Raw genomic sequence first — 15,541 nt, 5'->3', positions numbered from 1 at the left:
ATGTTTATAAAATACTTTACAATACCAAGGGATACAGCTTATTTTTGCTAGAAATTTACTAGACTTTCCCCAAAGGTTTATTAGACTTATACCGCAATTTTTCCAGGTTTTTGCTAGCTATTTTCAAGGAAAAAAACATCATGAATACAGCATTATCAACCCAAGTGCACAACGTGTATCCTGCGAATCCAGTGTTTGTTGACAATCCTAATCCTGTTTTTGATCCGGCCACAGGACAATATATTTTCTCTAAAATCATAAGATTTGTAGCTGATGAATATATAAGAGACGTCAAAAACGAGAAAAGAAGCATAGAAGATTTTAACAAAGCATTATCAAAAATTGGAGAGAGTGACGCAAAATCACTACTCTATATAAGCAACATTTTTCAAGGCAGAAGTTGGGAGAATATATCGTTTGATGGTGATGATTATGCAAACCAACTCATTTTTCATTTAAAATATTGCGATAACCCTTTAGAAGAATTTAACAATCTTGTTAGATACAAGATTGATAATATATTGCCAGAGACATACTTAGAGTGGTTTAAAAACGACCTACGCTGTTCGTTATTTTTAGCCCATCTCATTAACCACTTAATAGTTGATGAAGCTTATAAAGGTAGGAAAGAGCTGATTCAGGCAGTAGCCGACTTTTTACGCTATAATATCTATATGTTTAATAAAGAATATGAGGAAAACCTTCCTAATTATTCATTAATACTGCAGAGATTTGGAGACCGGAGAACAGTAAGTATAGAGCTTGTTAAATCTATATACTTAAAAAACCGCACAGAAAACTTTGACTGGATAGACCCTAACAACGATCAAATGATTGACTGGAGTTACAAATATCTATGCGGAAAAGGTCGTGAACATATCATACTAAAGGGGATATTTTTTCCAGAAAATACTCAGGAAAAATATGAGCTTATTCTTGCAAGTCTGGATGTACTATCTAACGTAGATGACCCATCCATAGGCACCAAAAACAAAAAAGGCTTTTCGCTTAGAGCCTACGTATTGTTTAGTATGCAAAAGGCATGGCGTAGTCAAAAGCAGTATGTTAACGACAATCCTTCAAGTGACAATGACATGGTAAAAATATCTACGAAAAATATACCTAAATTAAAAGAGCTTATGGCTTATAGTGGGTTTACGTTAAAGCAGTTGGTTAATAATTCGATAGAGCAAATGTATGATAAGCTCATTGCAGAAAAGACGGATGATTAGAGTATGACTTTAAGGTAAGCCTTAATCTACGTTAGCGCTAGCTCATTTATCGAATAGTAAGGTTTGCAAGTCTTTACTACTAATTCCCTTATCCTTCAAAGCTTGTATTAAATCACCACTATCCATATCTGATAGTGATGGTTGAGTCTGCTCATTAAGTGACTTTTCAATCCGCTGCCGAGCCGTTTGGAAATCCACAACCTCGCCTGTGTCTCTGAGTAGGTCTAAAAAGTCAGCCCAAACTTGCATGATTTTACGACGCTCTTCTAAATGCTGCGCATGATTATAAACTGCTCGGATACTGCTTTTTTTATCATGAGCCATTTGCTTCTCGATCGCATCGCCCATATAGCCTAGCTCGTTTAGGTTGGTTGACGCGATGTGCCGAAAGCCGTGACCTGTCTGTTTGCCAGCGTACCCTAAAATATCAAGCGCATTATTAATAAACTCTTCACTATACGGCTGATGCATACCTGTGTGATAGAACACGTATTCATATTGCCCTGTGATAGGTTTCATTTCCTCTAGCACTGCGAGCATCTGATCTGACAGTGGAACCACATGCTTACGGGAAACCTTAAGGTTATCGATATCAACACGCCATAGACGGTTCGCAAAATCGATGTGTGACCACTTCATCATACGTAGCTCAATGGTGCGACAAAATGAATAAGCTAAAAACTTCATACCTAAGCGTGTTTGATCATGACCATGATAGCCCTCGATAGCTTGGAGTAGGGCAGGTAGCTCATGGATATCTACGTGCTTCATGTGCTGACTTTTGGCTTTGGGGTAGAGCGCCTTTAGATCATCGATTGGGTTTTGCTCAATGATGCGTTCACGTTTGGCACGTCTTAAGACATTAGCCACCAGATCGATAGTGCGTCTGGTTACCTCGCGTGGCGGCTCACTGTCTTTGTTCACACGCTTTTCGATCTCATCTGCCATCGATCGACAATCTTCAAAGCTCACGTCTTTCAGTGCAATGCCGTCAAAGTGGGGCAACACATCTTTATGCATACGGTTATAGTCTTGCTGATAGGTACGTGGCTTGACGTTACGCTGACGTTCGGCGAGCCAGTTTAATGCATAATCGTTGAATTTTTGTGCATGAACATTATCGAGCCTATCTTGACGCTTTTTATTTTTTGGATCGATACCATCTGCTAGTAGCGCTTTAATCTCAGTATTGGCTTGTCTAGCTCCTGCCAATGACATGATGGGGTAAGTACCAAGTGTGAGCCGTGTTTGCTTACCATCAAAGCGATAGGCGCTTATCCATGTTTTCGTGCCTGTACTGCGTACTAAAAGCTGTAGCCCTTGCTGATCACTGTATTTGTCAGGACGTGAAGGTGTACATTTCTCACTTGGTTTGAGCTTACGTATCTTACTATCGCTTAACATGTTGGTCTATTCCTTATGGCTATAAGCTATATAATTCAGGCGATACAACAAATACGTTGGTCTAAAGCTGAATTGTAAAGCTTAGATGTTGGTCTTTTTGAGGTCTAATGAAATCATAGACCAACAGATAGACCAACACAAGCTACGGGATAGGTGGGTTATATTCGGATAGATTGGGAAAACAGTAGACATAAAAAAAACGCTAGACGCGTTATTTATAAAGGGTTGCAGAGCTATATGGGAGTGTTTGGGACAAGGTGGGAAAACTAGGGTTTTATAAGATTGGCGGTGAAGGAGGGATTCGAACCCTCGATACGCTATTAACGCATACACACTTTCCAGGCGTGCGGTTTCAGCCACTCACCCACTTCACCGTTTTCAGACTGCTTAGTATAGCGGATACTGCCTAGAATGTCACGACTTGCACCTTATCTTTCTTTATTTACAAACGCCTGCTACGATAGCGTATACGTAATGACAAGCATAGATGGTTGAAAGTTGAATGATAAGTTTCGGTAGGCTCAATGCCCGTTTGAAAAACAGTATTACAATGACCGTGATGGCGGTAGTCGTAAGTATAACTTCAGCGCATGCTGATGACTTTACTCAGTGTAGCGAGTCCTTTTATGGCGGTGTCTATCCTGAGTTTATCAATACCAAGCTAAGCAACAAAACCCAAGCTTTATGCATGGATGGTTTTGCCGTTATGTATTCTGGCGTATCGCGTACACCGCTTTGGTCGGCAGAATATTTGGATCGCAAGCGTTTACAACAAGCAAAAGAAATCGATCGTGAAGACAGCTTTCATGAAGAAAGTAGGTTGCCAAAATCCGCACGCGCCTCATTGTCCGACTATTCAGGCTCTGGCTATGATCGCGGGCATTTAGCGCCCAATGCCGATATGGCGAATCGCAGTCAACAATATGATAGCTTTAGCCTTGCCAATATCGCCCCGCAGTCACCGCGCAACAATCGCTATATCTGGCGTAATATTGAATCAGCCACTCGCTATTTGACCCAGCAATATGGAGAGGTTTATAGCATTACAGGAGTAGCCTTTACTGGCAAAACAACTAAGCAACTGGCAGATCGTGTACTGGTGCCCAGTCATTTCTTTAAAGCCGTCTATATACCAGCGATTAATCAAGCAGGGGTCTATTATGCACCCAATGATGAGTCGGAGCGCATAGAGGTTATTAGTGTTGATGAACTCTCGACTAGAATTGGTATCGATGTGCTGCCCGTCTTGGATGCCAAAACTAAAACACAGGCATTTGATCTGCCATTAAAGGCGGGTGAAAGCTCCGAGTTGCCCGATGAGCCAACAGAAGAGCCGGCTTGGATGCTGTTTGTTTGGGCGATTCTTGAGTGGGTAATCGCCCAATTGCAAGCATAATGCCTTTGTGACACGAGTCTATATATAATAAAAGGCACAAAAAATCCAAAAATTACGCAAGATATCGTTAATAAAAAGGAGAATCAAATGATTGATCCATTTGCCAATGACCACCAAAGCATGCAAATCGGTGAGCTTATCATCGAAAACCAAACAGATAAAATTATTATATATGGCGATATTGATTTGACTCTTGATGCTACTGGATATAAGCAAGCACAACAGTTACATGAGCTAACAAGCAAGACTATTCAGGCATTTGAAAATAATTCCATTTACAATAATAGTCAGCATAAGTCAAAAGAAAAAGATGACCGGTTGGATAAAAATATCGACAATCCTTTTTTGTAACTATTTGATATAGTTCAATTTTTATAGAAATAATAAACTATAAAAAAATTACTAGGCAAAAGCTTAAAATTGCTTATAATGAGTCAAGACATCGCTTATGTCGTATAAAATTTTGATGAGCAGCTTTTTTAGATGCGATAACCGCTCCCAAAGAGTAGAAAGTCGCATAGCTGTTAATAAGGATTTTAGCGAAGGATAAGCCTAGGAGATCAGAAACATAACGTTTCGAGTAATCATTGTATGAAGGGAATCAGTCTATGAAATTATTTACCAAAACCACTCTAGCTGTTGCAGGTATCAGTTTAGCAAGCATGGCATTCGCCGCTGATCCTTTGGCCAATACTACGTGGCAGACATTTGATGAAGGTAAGCCAAAAGGTACCGTAAAGATTACTGAGTCAAACGGTGTACTAACAGGTACGCTTATCGCTACCAACTCAGCCAAAGGCAAAAAGCACGTTGGTACGACCATTATTAAAGGTTTAAAGTCTGATGGTGGTGGCAAATATAGTGGTGGTACGATTACTGATCCTGAAAAGGGCAAAGACTATCGTATGACCGCAAACTTGAGTGGCAACACCTTAAATCTAAAAGGTTATATCGGTCCATTCTCACGCAGTCAAACGTGGAAAAAGAAATAAGCCGATAGCTTATTTTTAGTATTAGACTTAATAGTTATAAATAGATAAAAATCCCGCAATACCTTTTGGTAATGCGGGATTTTCAGTACATATATTTTAACATTGGCTTAAGAGCTTATCTCACAAATTCTGGATATGCTTCCATACCACACTCTGCTATATCCGCACCTTCATACTCATCTTCTTCAGAGATACGCAGACCAATCACTAATTTGATAACCGCCCAAGTGATTAAGCTGGCGATGAATACCCAAGTAAAGATAGTGGCTGCACCAGCAATCTGACCTACGAACGATGCTGCTGGATTGGTAATTGGTACGATAAGTAGACCGAACAGACCGACTACACCATGAACTGAGATAGCACCCACTGGATCATCTATTTTTATTTTATCCAATGCTAAGATAGATAGCACAACGATAACGCCAGCGATCAAACCAAACAGTGTTGCTTGTAATGCAGATGGGGTTGAGGGTTCTGCTGTGATAGCGACTAATCCTGCGAGTGCACCATTTAAGAGCATAGTTAAGTCAGCTTTGCCAAAGATGATGCGTGCTATTATTAAAGCACCAATTGCACCGCCTGCCGCTGCTGCATTGGTATTCAAAAACACCATAGCAACCGAGTTAGCACTGGCAATATCACCCAGTTTTAGCACCGAGCCGCCATTGAAACCGAACCAACCCATCCAGAGAATAAGTGTTCCAAGCGCTGCCAGTGGTAAGTTAGCACCTGGAATGGCGCGTATTTCACCATTAGGGCCATACTTGCCTTTACGTGCACCTAATAATAATACCCCTGCTAATGCAGCCGCAGCACCCGCCATATGGACGATACCAGAACCTGCAAAATCAGAAAAACCCATGTCGCCTAAATTGAACATACCAAATACATCATTGCCACCCCACGTCCAGCTACCCTCTAATGGATAAATGACACCAGTCATCACCACAGCAAATAATAAGAACGACCACAGCTTCATGCGCTCAGCCACCGCTCCTGAAACGATCGACATACAGGTTGCAACAAACACCACTTGGAAGAAAAAATCAGACGCAGCGGAGTAAACAGAATCACCGTCAAAGCCGTTTTCAGCGGAGGCTGCTAGGGCATCTGCTACCAGCGTTTCATTACCCGCGATACCGCTCAAGAATAGGTTGCCACCATACATAATGGCATAGCCGCATATCATGTACATGGTACAAGCGGTAGCAAAAAGTGCGATATTTTTGGTTAAAATCTCAACGGTGTTTTTTGAGCGGACGAGTCCAGCTTCTAACATGGTGAAGCCTGCTGCCATCCACATGACGAGCGCCCCGCAAATTAAAAAGTAAAATGTATCAAGTGCGTACTGGAGCTCGAAGATTTGATTTTGCATGTTAATTCCCCCTTGAATTGATGCAATACAGCTATCGGTATGATCTATAAATCTGTGTCTATATGGCCTTGCGCGTTAGATAGCGTCAGGGCCTGTCTCGCCCGTACGAATACGAATAACTTGCTCGAGTGCAGTGACAAAGATTTTGCCGTCACCAATCTTGCCCGTGCTAGCGATGCGAGTGATGGCTTCGATAGCAGGTTCGACCATCTCATCAATAACAGCCACTTCGACTTTTACTTTAGGTAAGAAGTCCACCACGTATTCTGCGCCGCGATAGAGTTCTGTATGACCTTTTTGGCGACCGAAACCTTTGACTTCAGTAACAGTGACACCTTTAACACCGATGTCAGAAAGCGCTTCACGTACATCATCGAGCTTAAACGGTTTTAAGATCGCAGTGATTAGCTTCATAAAATATTCCTTATTTGTGTGATGCCGCAGGTTGATCGAAGCATTGTGGTGCATCGTATCGCTGCCATGCTTACTATTAGTCATTCAAGAACTGTGCCAATTTACTCAAGGGGGATAGGTAAGATTGGATTTGTTTGTTCAAAAACAGCTATAGTTATGGCAAAAAATACTGGTTATGCTGCAATGGTATAAACCACCGTTATGAGCATAGAGAATGCGAATTAACCTTTAGCGTTGAACTGACGAAAACTTTATTATAACCAACTTTTTAGGTGCTTGGGGAGACCATCCATCTATTTCCTGTGATGATTTGCTAACCTAGTTTGGTATATGAAACGAATCACTTGAGGAGAAAATAGGGAAAATTGTGTGATACGGTAAGCGGCAGAGCTTAACATGGATGTATAGGCTCTGCGCTCAAAGAGAGAGGGGTGGCTGCGTAGATCGGCTAAAGCCTATACCTTTGGGAAGAGTAGGTAGGGGGTTTTGGTGCTACCGAGCAGTTTTTTTGTGTCGCTACCTTTTAGAAGTTCACGCAGACGAGATTGGCCAAAGGCACCGGTCATCAGCATGCCGATATCATTTTCATTTTGATAATAATTCAAAGCCGAAGTGACATCGCGGCAGTCCAGCAAGGCTTTTTTAGACTTGATGCCTGCTTGTTTGAGCCGCGCATAAGCCTCACGTAGCGCATCGCAGTTTCCAGAGTTTTCTTTACCGACCATCACGATATGAACGGTTAATGCGCGAACCAGTGAGGTTTTGCAGAGCCAATTGAGCAATTTATGAGATGTAGGACTGTTGTCAAAAGCAAACAACGCGGTCGTAGGGGGCAAAAATGGTGCATGAGTCACCAAAATGGGGCAGTGACTGACTCTAATTAACTGGCTCAATGTCGATTTGCAGGTGACATTGTGACCTATAACAATCAATTGTGCTTTGTCATCGACGTAATCGATACTTTCATTGAGGTGTTCATGGCGATGCAGGGTATAGGTTTTTAGTTTTTGGCGCTGCTGCTCGCAATAGGTGGTGGCTTGATGGAGCAAAAGCTTACCTTGGGCTTTTAGCTCACAATTACTCAAGTGCTCCTTGGTGGTGAATTGCTCAAGCAGCATGTTTTCATCATCGATATTTAGGCAGCCTGAATAATTCACAGCCGCTTTTTGTTGTAAGCTCGGTACAGAATGCAACAGTCCAACAGGTGCTTGTAGACGAGTCGCGGCCCACATGCTGGCTTCTAACACTGCTTGCACGTGGTCTGGGCAGTCCAAGCAGGCAATCACACTATCTGGTTTCAAATTACTCATAAGACCACCACATTATTCCAATATTAAAAAGACAGAATAAAAAGACAGCTGCTTAGCTCAAGGGTGGGGCGATAATGCTTATGCCCAACCCTTTGCACCAATGCAGCTGTTTATTCAACTGTTTATTTATGAGCGGTTAATCAATATTAGCTCAATAAATAGACGTGGCTTTGTTTAATCCAATAAGCCAATATCTCGGCGATCGTGGATAGAGAAGCGATCAATCAGTGTTCGGCTCGCATTATTGAGTCCCACCACTTTGACATCAATGCCCTCACGTTGCAAGCGCATGACCAGTTTGTCCAAGGTGTCTACGGCACTGACATCCCAAAAATGCGCTTGGCTGACATCAATTTGAATACTGTCCAAAGCTTCTTTGGTATCGAAGCTGTTTAAGAACTGAGTCGTAGAAGCAAAGAATACTTGTCCTTGCACATAATAATAACGGGTATTAGTACTCTCATCATATTCGCTAAATACCGTTAAGAATTGACCAATTTTATTGGCAAATGCCAGCGCCGATAGCAGCACGCCCACGCCCACGCCATAAGCTAGGTTGTGCGTAAATACTGTGGTCAAAACAGTCGCTAGCATGACAATGTTAAATGACATCGGATGCGTTTTAAATTCGCGAATAGACTGCCAGTTGAAAGTACCAATAGAGACCATAATCATCACAGCGACCAGTGCCGCCATTGGAATTTGACTGACCCATTCACTTAAGAACACTACCATAATGAGCAGTACGATACCTGCCATCAAAGTGGACAGACGCGTACGTCCGCCAGATTTGACGTTGATCATAGATTGACCAATCATGGCACAGCCTGCCATGCCACCGAAGAAACCTGATACGACGTTGGCAATCCCTTGACCGCGACACTCGCGGTTTTTATCGCTTGGCGTATCTGTCAAATCATCGACGATAGTCGCTGTCATCATCGATTCTAATAAACCAACGATGGCAAGTGCGATAGAGTAAGGCGCGATGATCAGTAAAGTATTTAGGTTCAATGGAATGTCAGGTAATAAGAACATCGGTAATGAATCAGGCAAATCGCCCATACTGCCGACATTACGAATATCAAGATTCATATACATGGCGACAGCGGTCAAACCAATGATACAGATCAGCGGTGACGGAATCACGCGACCGATTTTAGGAATCAGTGGAAACAAGTAGATAATCGCTAAGCCCGCCGCCGTCATAATATAAACTGTCATGCCAACGCGTTCAGTCATCGGGTTAAGCTCAGGCAGCTGGGCGGCAAAGATCAATATCGCGAGCGCATTGACGAAGCCAATGACTACCGAGCGAGACACAAAGCGCATCAAATTACCGAGCTTTAGGATACCCATCACAATCTGAATCCCACCGCACAATAAGGTGGCAGCTAGCAAATACTGCAAACCATGCTCGGCGACTAAGTCAACCATCACCAGTGCCATTGCCCCAGTTGCTGCCGAAATCATGCCTGGACGACCACCGACGAAACTGATCACGACCGCGATACAAAATGAGGCATACAAGCCGACTTTTGGATCAACACCCGCGATAATAGAAAAGGCAATGGCTTCAGGAATCAGCGCTAAGGCAACGACCAAACCGGATAAAACGTCGCCGCGAACATTGGAAAACCATTCGTCACGTAAGTTATCAATAAAAGATGTCATAAGTAAACTGCATAGGGTTAGAGGCAAAAAAAGTAATCATTACTCATTCATAAAATGATCGCGTCGCTATAAAAGTAGCTATTCATCTTTCTTTTACGGCAATATGTGCTGTGTCATATTGCAGTATTGAATTATTAAAGGTCGGTAATAAGTAGGTCTACTGATTTACTTACTGGTATCACTAATACGCTCACCAATAATTGATACGATGATAAATTCAGTGAGACTACCTAAAAAAATAGTTAAAATAAGGTGCTTAAAGCAGGGCATTTATAAGAGCACCTACAATAACGAATAGCGTCAGCAATGATATGCTGCGGTAGAGGGTAATAAATAATCTATCAAATAAAAATAGCCGCTCGACATGACCCGTCTATAGTAGTAACTTTGCCAAACAGAAGTGACAATAGCGTGCTAACTGTGACAACATGCTAAACTAAAATGCTTGGGTAAATACCCAGTCACTTACAGATTAAGGCAACTATTATAGCATTAGCCACTTAATATAAAAACAGGCGCATAATAGCACATCGTCATAAAAAACCAGTACCGAAATCTGAACGATACCGTTATGATGCGTCTCATCTTGACGGCATCATTTTGCTTCTTTATATACTAGTTTTGTTTGATGCCATTTTGCTCGTCCAACAGAAGGAATAAATATGACCACCAACACTGCAACAGATGCCTTACTTCACAAAGGCAGTGGTCTACAAGTCGTGGTCGGTTTGGGACAATCTGGATTATCAGTTGCGCGCTATTTGGCCAATCAAGGCTATCAGGTTGCTGTCACTGATGCTCAGGTGACACCTAGCTTAGCAGATCAACTACCCGCTGAGATTAGTGTTCGCCAATTTGGTGCGATTGACGCCGAGCTCTTGCAGCAAGCGGCACGTATTATTATAAGCCCCGGTATCTCACTTGCTACCGAAGCTGTCGCCGCTGCCCGCCAAGCGAATATTCCAGTGGTTAGTGACATTCAGCTATTTTGTGAGGCTTGTACCGTACCGATAGTGGCGATTACTGGCTCTAATGCTAAGAGCACCGTGACCACCTTGGTCGGGCAAATGGCTGCGGATGCTGGTGTCAATGTCGGTGTCGGCGGTAATATTGGCGTGCCAGCGCTGACCTTGCTTGATAATACTGATATGGAGCTGGCGGTGCTTGAGCTGTCGAGCTTTCAGTTAGAGACAGTGACCAATTTGGGTGCGCAAGTGGCGACGGTTCTAAATATGTCACCTGACCATTTAGATCGCCACGGTGATATGCTGGGCTACCATCAAGCCAAGCATCGTATCTTTCAGGGTGCTAAGTCCGTGGTTATCAATCGCGAAGACGCATTGACGCGTCCGCTCGTGGCTGATAATTTGCCCAGAGTGAGTACCGGTATACATGCTCCTGATAAAGGTCAATATGGTCTTATTACTACTCCTGAAGGCCAGATTTATCTTGCCCACGGTACAGAAAAACTACTGTCGGCAGATAAACTGTTGATTAAAGGTCGTCATAATCTGCTTAATGCACAGGCAGCCTTAGCGTTAGGCGAACTTGCTGGTTTGCCATTGGGCAGTATGTTGAATACCTTACAGCAGTTTACTGGACTTGAGCATCGTTGCCAGTATGTGGCAAATGCTGCAGACATTGACTATTTCAATGATTCAAAAGGCACCAATATTGGCTCAACGATGGCAGCTATCGAAGGACTGGGCGCAGTCTATGCGCCAAAGGACGGTAAACTACTATTGATTTTGGGTGGACAAGGTAAAGGTCAACAGTTTGGTGAATTGACGCCGTTTATCAATCAGTATGTTAGCCAAGTACTGTTTATTGGTGAAGATGCGCCGCTGATTGAACAGCATCTGCGCGCAGCTAAGATAAGCGCCGATGTGGCGTTACATCAATGCCAAACTTTAGAAAATGCCTTTACAACCATTCAACAAGTCACGACAAGCAGCCTATCGCAAGTGCAAGCGGTGCTATTGTCACCTGCTTGTGCCAGCTTTGATCAATATAGTGGCTACGCAGCTCGCGGTGAGCATTTCAGTCAGTTGGTTGGTCAATTAGCAACTGAGTCGTCAGATATGATGACTGCGGAATAAAAGGTTTGGTGATTTAAGCCTTTGCATGATAAGTGCTTAGCGAATCTCAGCATTTAATAAAGAACTCATGTATTTAATAAAGAATAAGAGCAATGCAATAGGATTGCCCTGAATTGACTTTTACGACGCGCGCGCATTTTCTGTATAAATGATTGTTTTGCTTATAGATTGCTGCTACTGTCAATCATAGCCAGTCAGCAACATGAATGGTCAGCTTATTTGCTTAGTAATCTGTCTGGTACTGTCTATTTTCTATTTTTTAAACGGTGGCGTTTAATAGACGCCGTGTTTTTTCGTTCGTTAGTGTATATAAAATTATGGCGCTCTCTTCTCTTTTTCGTTCCTCGTCCCAACCGAAGCAAGTATCTGGCTCAGATGGTATTCTTTCTATGCCGTCAGCACGCGCCATTCTCCTATCGAGTGTTGGCGGTATGTTGGTGCTCAGTTTATTGATGGTGGCTTCTGCTTCTATTCCTTTTGCCCTCAGTCGCGGCATGACAGAGCTGCACTTTTTCAAAAACCAGCTACTGTATATGATGATCGGTTTGACGGTCGCTACGGTTTCTTATTACAGCGTGTCTTTGCGAACACTATATAAGACTGAAACCCAATTTATCTTATTGGGTATCACTGGCATGCTGCTAGTGGCAACCCTATTTAGTACCCCTATTAACGGCTCCAAGCGTTGGCTGAACCTAGGGGTATTTAATTTTCAGGTGGCAGAGTTGGCCAAGTTGGTGATGATTGTCTTTGTCTCTGATTTTGTGGTGCGTCGCTCTTTTGAAGTTCGTAACGGCTTAGACGGTTTTTTGCGGATTATGTTAGTGGTGGCACTCATCACCATGCTGCTATTGTCACAGCCAGATTTTGGTTCTTTTGTCGTTATTTTAGGTACCATCTTTGCGATTTTTTATATCGCTGGTGCGCCTTACAAGCACTTTTTAGCACTGGGCGCGGCTGCCATCGGTGGTGCGGTCTTGATGGTGACGACAGCGCAGTACCGATTGGTACGTGTGATGTCATTTATGGATCCGTTTGATGATGTGCAAGACACGGATTATCAGCTGGCACGCAGTTTGATTGCCTTTGGTCGTGGACAATTTACAGGCGTTGGTTATGGTGAGAGCGTACAAAAACTGTCGCATTTGCCCGAGGCACATACTGATTTTCTACTAGCCATTACAGGGGAAGAGTTAGGCTTTGTTGGGGTTACTATGGTACTGGTGCTCGAAGCGCTGATTATCGGTAGCGCGATGCGTATCAGTTATAACGCGCTCAAACGTCGGCAGATGCGTATGAGCTATACCGCCTTTGGTATCGGTGTGGTGTTTATTGCACAAACAATTATCAATGCGGCGATGAATATGGGCGCGATTCCAACCAAAGGATTGACCATGCCATTCTTCAGTTATGGCGGCTCTTCGATGTTGATTAGTTTGGTGATGGTTGCGTTATTGCTAAAAATTTATAAAGAAAGCCCTGAAATCGAAAAAAGCCAATGCCGTTATTATTGATAGGTTGAGCATTAGTGATAGGCTCGATGCATCATAACTGGCATTATCCAAAGAAGCGTCGCTAAATAGTGGCGCTTTTTGCTAGCTGGTTTTTATCCATTGGGCATATTTAACTGTTGCTTGCCTTGTAGCGGCATACTGTCCCATTGAGCAATGGCTTGCTTTAACATACGAGTAGGTGTGTCTCTATCGACGGCTGGTTGCTGTAATAGTTGTAAAGCATCGGCGATGAGTTTACTTGGATCTCGTGTATCAATGGGTTGTGCTAGGTTTTGCTTGGAGAGTTTTTGTCCATCAGCATGACATATCAGTGGCAAGTGATACCAGTGATCGATGGCAGGTAAGCGTGCAGCATCCATGATGCTGATTTGCGCTGTCGTCATGGGTAGGATATCTAGACCGCGCGTAATATGTGTCACCTGTTGCAGTCCATCATCAAGGCTGGCAGCCAAAATATAATTGATCATACCATCTTGGCGACGCACCACCATATCACCCAATGTCTGCTGAGGATTATCCCACTGCAATCTTTGAATACCATCGTTAAAACCAATCTTATAATTCGGTAGCTGTATGCGTAGCTTATGTTGCTCTCTATCAAGGTCAGCGCTGACGCAGCAGCGTGGATAGCGCTTCCTGTTTGGTTGCAATGGGTTAGCGTCATAAGCTGGGCTCAGCTCTTCTTGCGCCCAGTATTGCTCCAAATCCTTACGCGAGCACTGACAACCATAAGTGAGCGGATGCAGGGCTGAGTGTAGATAATCATTATAAATATCAATACGCTCAGATTGATAAATGATATCACCGTCCCAGTACAATCCAAGCGCTTCCAAATCAATCAAGATTTGCTCAGTAAATTGCTGATCACAGCGTTCGGTATCAGTGTCTTCAATACGCAGTAGCCATTTACCACCAATGGATTTTATATGGCAAAAGCTGGCAAGCGCAGTCGTCAATGAGCCAAGATGCAGTTCACCAGTCGGTGAGGGAGCAAAACGACCAATCGGCTGTACTGGTATGATTGGAGTGGGCATAGGAATAAGGTTAGTTTTCAAAGTAGGAAATTATCGGTAAAAAAGGTAGAAGATAGAATAATAAATATATCCGTAAAAAGATATTTGTGAAATGAGTCTGTTTTGTTAGCAAATCAATATAAGCAAGCTTAAAGCTCTGTATCAGCCATGATTTATTGACTAAAAACCAGCCAGCTAAAACGCAATAAGCGACCATATTTTGGTCGCTTATGCTTACATTCTACTATTGAGATGAGTCGTAACTCGTTTAAGCGCCTTGATTTTGGCGTTCTTTAATCTCAGACAGGGTTTTACAATCGATACACTGGGTAGCCGTTGGGCGCGCTTCGAGACGACGCAGACCAATCTCTACGCCACATGTTTCACAAAATCCATAATCATCATTTTCAATTTCTGACATAGATTTATCAATTTTGCGAATGAGCTTACGTTCACGGTCACGCGTACGCAATGCGAGGGCAAACTCTTCTTCTTGGGTGGCGCGATCATTGATATCTGGCATAGCACTGGACTCGTCTTGGATATAAGTCTTGGTGCGATCCGCTTCGCCAATCAGTTGGCTCTTCCAATCTAATAATATAGCCTTAAAGTGCTCTAACTGCGCATCAGACATGTACTCTTCGTCTTTGGCAGGCACATAAGGAGTAAACTTAGCTTCACTTGGATTCGTGGTCAGGGTGCTCATATGGGTATCCTACTTTTTTCAAATTAATTCAATAAAACGACGTATCAAAAGACAAGACGCTATCAATGTCATAAACGCTATAATTTGTCCCTTTATAAAACGTTTTACCACTTGGTAACACAAGTAACACAGCGGATCTAATAGTACAGTTATCTTGATATGCTCAAAGCAATCTATCAATGGTCGGGTATATGGTTATGCATATTTTTATTTAAATAGCGTTGTCTTAATAATGCGACAAATCACTGACTGTGAAGACTTAGCTGTGATCGATTTAGCCATCCTAGCTATTATAATTCTACCTAATACCAGATACTAGGCAGTCCTCATTTCGTTTTATACGTTGTATCATTGTTTCTGACAATAATGAAGTCATTTTTCATCATCATGTCGTTTTTACCGTGCCAGC

Annotated in this window: 13 protein-coding genes and 1 tRNA gene; 6 read left to right on the top strand and 8 right to left on the bottom strand. The window is 42.7% G+C overall.

Annotated elements, in window-relative coordinates; translation table 11 throughout:
• Positions 1-140 precede the first annotated feature (140 nt).
• Positions 141-1,232, top strand: coding sequence for a hypothetical protein (locus tag I3252_RS06750; RefSeq protein ID WP_238034630.1), 1,092 nt, complete (start codon positions 141-143; stop codon positions 1,230-1,232).
• Positions 1,233-1,274: 42 nt separating this feature from the next.
• Here I3252_RS06750 and I3252_RS06745 read toward each other — a convergent pair whose 3' ends face one another.
• Positions 1,275-2,636: an integrase arm-type DNA-binding domain-containing protein gene (locus I3252_RS06745; RefSeq protein ID WP_238034629.1), complete on the bottom strand. Its 1,362-nt coding sequence runs from the start codon at positions 2,634-2,636 to the stop codon at positions 1,275-1,277.
• A 283-nt stretch (positions 2,637-2,919) separates the two neighbouring features.
• A tRNA-Ser gene (locus I3252_RS06740) sits at positions 2,920-3,010 on the bottom strand.
• A gap of 128 nt (positions 3,011-3,138) precedes the next feature.
• Here I3252_RS06740 and I3252_RS06735 point away from each other — a divergent pair.
• The 3 genes from I3252_RS06735 to I3252_RS06725 all read left to right on the top strand — a co-directional run bounded on the left by I3252_RS06735 (position 3,139) and on the right by I3252_RS06725 (position 5,024).
• The gene (locus I3252_RS06735; RefSeq protein WP_227678975.1) at positions 3,139-4,032 is read left to right on the top strand and encodes a DNA/RNA non-specific endonuclease; all 894 of its coding nucleotides are present in this window, start codon (positions 3,139-3,141) and stop codon (positions 4,030-4,032) included.
• Between the two features lie 87 nt (positions 4,033-4,119).
• Positions 4,120-4,383, top strand: coding sequence for a hypothetical protein (locus tag I3252_RS06730; RefSeq protein ID WP_238034628.1), 264 nt, complete (start codon positions 4,120-4,122; stop codon positions 4,381-4,383).
• Positions 4,384-4,640: 257 nt separating this feature from the next.
• Entirely contained in the window at positions 4,641-5,024 is a 384-nt protein-coding gene (locus I3252_RS06725; protein WP_045445845.1) for a DUF2147 domain-containing protein, read from the top strand.
• A gap of 115 nt (positions 5,025-5,139) precedes the next feature.
• On the opposite strand, the gene I3252_RS06720 is transcribed toward I3252_RS06725, so the two are convergent.
• From I3252_RS06720 to I3252_RS06705, 4 genes are all read right to left on the bottom strand, one after another.
• Positions 5,140-6,402 carry an ammonium transporter gene (locus I3252_RS06720; RefSeq protein ID WP_238034627.1) on the bottom strand — a complete coding sequence of 421 codons (1,263 nt, stop codon included), beginning with the start codon at positions 6,400-6,402 and terminating at the stop codon, positions 5,140-5,142.
• A 75-nt stretch (positions 6,403-6,477) separates the two neighbouring features.
• Positions 6,478-6,816, bottom strand: coding sequence for a P-II family nitrogen regulator (locus I3252_RS06715; protein ID WP_010197981.1), 339 nt, complete (start codon positions 6,814-6,816; stop codon positions 6,478-6,480).
• 455 nt (positions 6,817-7,271) lie between these two features.
• On the bottom strand, positions 7,272-8,126 hold the full coding sequence (locus tag I3252_RS06710) for a universal stress protein (protein ID WP_238034626.1): 855 nt from the start codon (positions 8,124-8,126) through the stop codon (positions 7,272-7,274).
• Between the two features lie 174 nt (positions 8,127-8,300).
• Positions 8,301-9,800: a SulP family inorganic anion transporter gene (locus tag I3252_RS06705; RefSeq protein ID WP_238034625.1), complete on the bottom strand. Its 1,500-nt coding sequence runs from the start codon at positions 9,798-9,800 to the stop codon at positions 8,301-8,303.
• Positions 9,801-10,462: 662 nt separating this feature from the next.
• On the opposite strand from I3252_RS06705, the gene murD reads away from it, so the two are divergent.
• Both murD and ftsW read left to right on the top strand, forming a co-directional pair.
• Positions 10,463-11,899, top strand: coding sequence for a UDP-N-acetylmuramoyl-L-alanine--D-glutamate ligase (murD, locus tag I3252_RS06700; RefSeq protein WP_238034624.1), 1,437 nt, complete (start codon positions 10,463-10,465; stop codon positions 11,897-11,899).
• Positions 11,900-12,216: 317 nt separating this feature from the next.
• A complete protein-coding gene (ftsW, locus tag I3252_RS06695; RefSeq protein WP_238034623.1) occupies positions 12,217-13,413 on the top strand; it encodes a putative lipid II flippase FtsW in 1,197 nt (398 codons plus the stop codon).
• Positions 13,414-13,505: 92 nt separating this feature from the next.
• On the opposite strand, the gene gluQRS is transcribed toward ftsW, so the two are convergent.
• Together gluQRS and dksA are read right to left on the bottom strand one after the other, a co-directional pair.
• Entirely contained in the window at positions 13,506-14,447 is a 942-nt protein-coding gene (gene gluQRS, locus I3252_RS06690) for a tRNA glutamyl-Q(34) synthetase GluQRS (RefSeq protein ID WP_238034622.1), read from the bottom strand.
• 247 nt (positions 14,448-14,694) lie between these two features.
• Positions 14,695-15,132 carry an RNA polymerase-binding protein DksA gene (gene dksA / locus I3252_RS06685; RefSeq protein WP_045445865.1) on the bottom strand — a complete coding sequence of 146 codons (438 nt, stop codon included), beginning with the start codon at positions 15,130-15,132 and terminating at the stop codon, positions 14,695-14,697.
• Positions 15,133-15,541 lie beyond the last annotated feature (409 nt).

Source organism: Psychrobacter sp. Ps4, from assembly GCF_022129285.1.
Lineage (GTDB): Bacteria > Pseudomonadota > Gammaproteobacteria > Pseudomonadales > Moraxellaceae > Psychrobacter > Psychrobacter immobilis_A.
This window is presented reverse-complemented; position numbering and strand designations above follow the sequence as displayed.

Coding starts and splice junctions, on each gene's coding strand:
- I3252_RS06725 (WP_045445845.1), top strand. CDS start 4,641: ATGAAATTATTTACCAAAACCACTCTAGCTGTTGCAGGTATCAGTTTA.
- murD (WP_238034624.1), top strand. CDS start 10,463: ATGACCACCAACACTGCAACAGATGCCTTACTTCACAAAGGCAGTGGT.
- I3252_RS06720 (WP_238034627.1), bottom strand. CDS start 6,402: ATGCAAAATCAAATCTTCGAGCTCCAGTACGCACTTGATACATTTTAC.
- I3252_RS06745 (WP_238034629.1), bottom strand. CDS start 2,636: ATGTTAAGCGATAGTAAGATACGTAAGCTCAAACCAAGTGAGAAATGT.
- I3252_RS06710 (WP_238034626.1), bottom strand. CDS start 8,126: ATGAGTAATTTGAAACCAGATAGTGTGATTGCCTGCTTGGACTGCCCA.
- I3252_RS06715 (WP_010197981.1), bottom strand. CDS start 6,816: ATGAAGCTAATCACTGCGATCTTAAAACCGTTTAAGCTCGATGATGTA.
- dksA (WP_045445865.1), bottom strand. CDS start 15,132: ATGAGCACCCTGACCACGAATCCAAGTGAAGCTAAGTTTACTCCTTAT.
- gluQRS (WP_238034622.1), bottom strand. CDS start 14,447: ATGCCCACTCCAATCATACCAGTACAGCCGATTGGTCGTTTTGCTCCC.
- I3252_RS06750 (WP_238034630.1), top strand. CDS start 141: ATGAATACAGCATTATCAACCCAAGTGCACAACGTGTATCCTGCGAAT.
- I3252_RS06735 (WP_227678975.1), top strand. CDS start 3,139: ATGATAAGTTTCGGTAGGCTCAATGCCCGTTTGAAAAACAGTATTACA.
- ftsW (WP_238034623.1), top strand. CDS start 12,217: ATGGCGCTCTCTTCTCTTTTTCGTTCCTCGTCCCAACCGAAGCAAGTA.
- I3252_RS06730 (WP_238034628.1), top strand. CDS start 4,120: ATGATTGATCCATTTGCCAATGACCACCAAAGCATGCAAATCGGTGAG.
- I3252_RS06705 (WP_238034625.1), bottom strand. CDS start 9,800: ATGACATCTTTTATTGATAACTTACGTGACGAATGGTTTTCCAATGTT.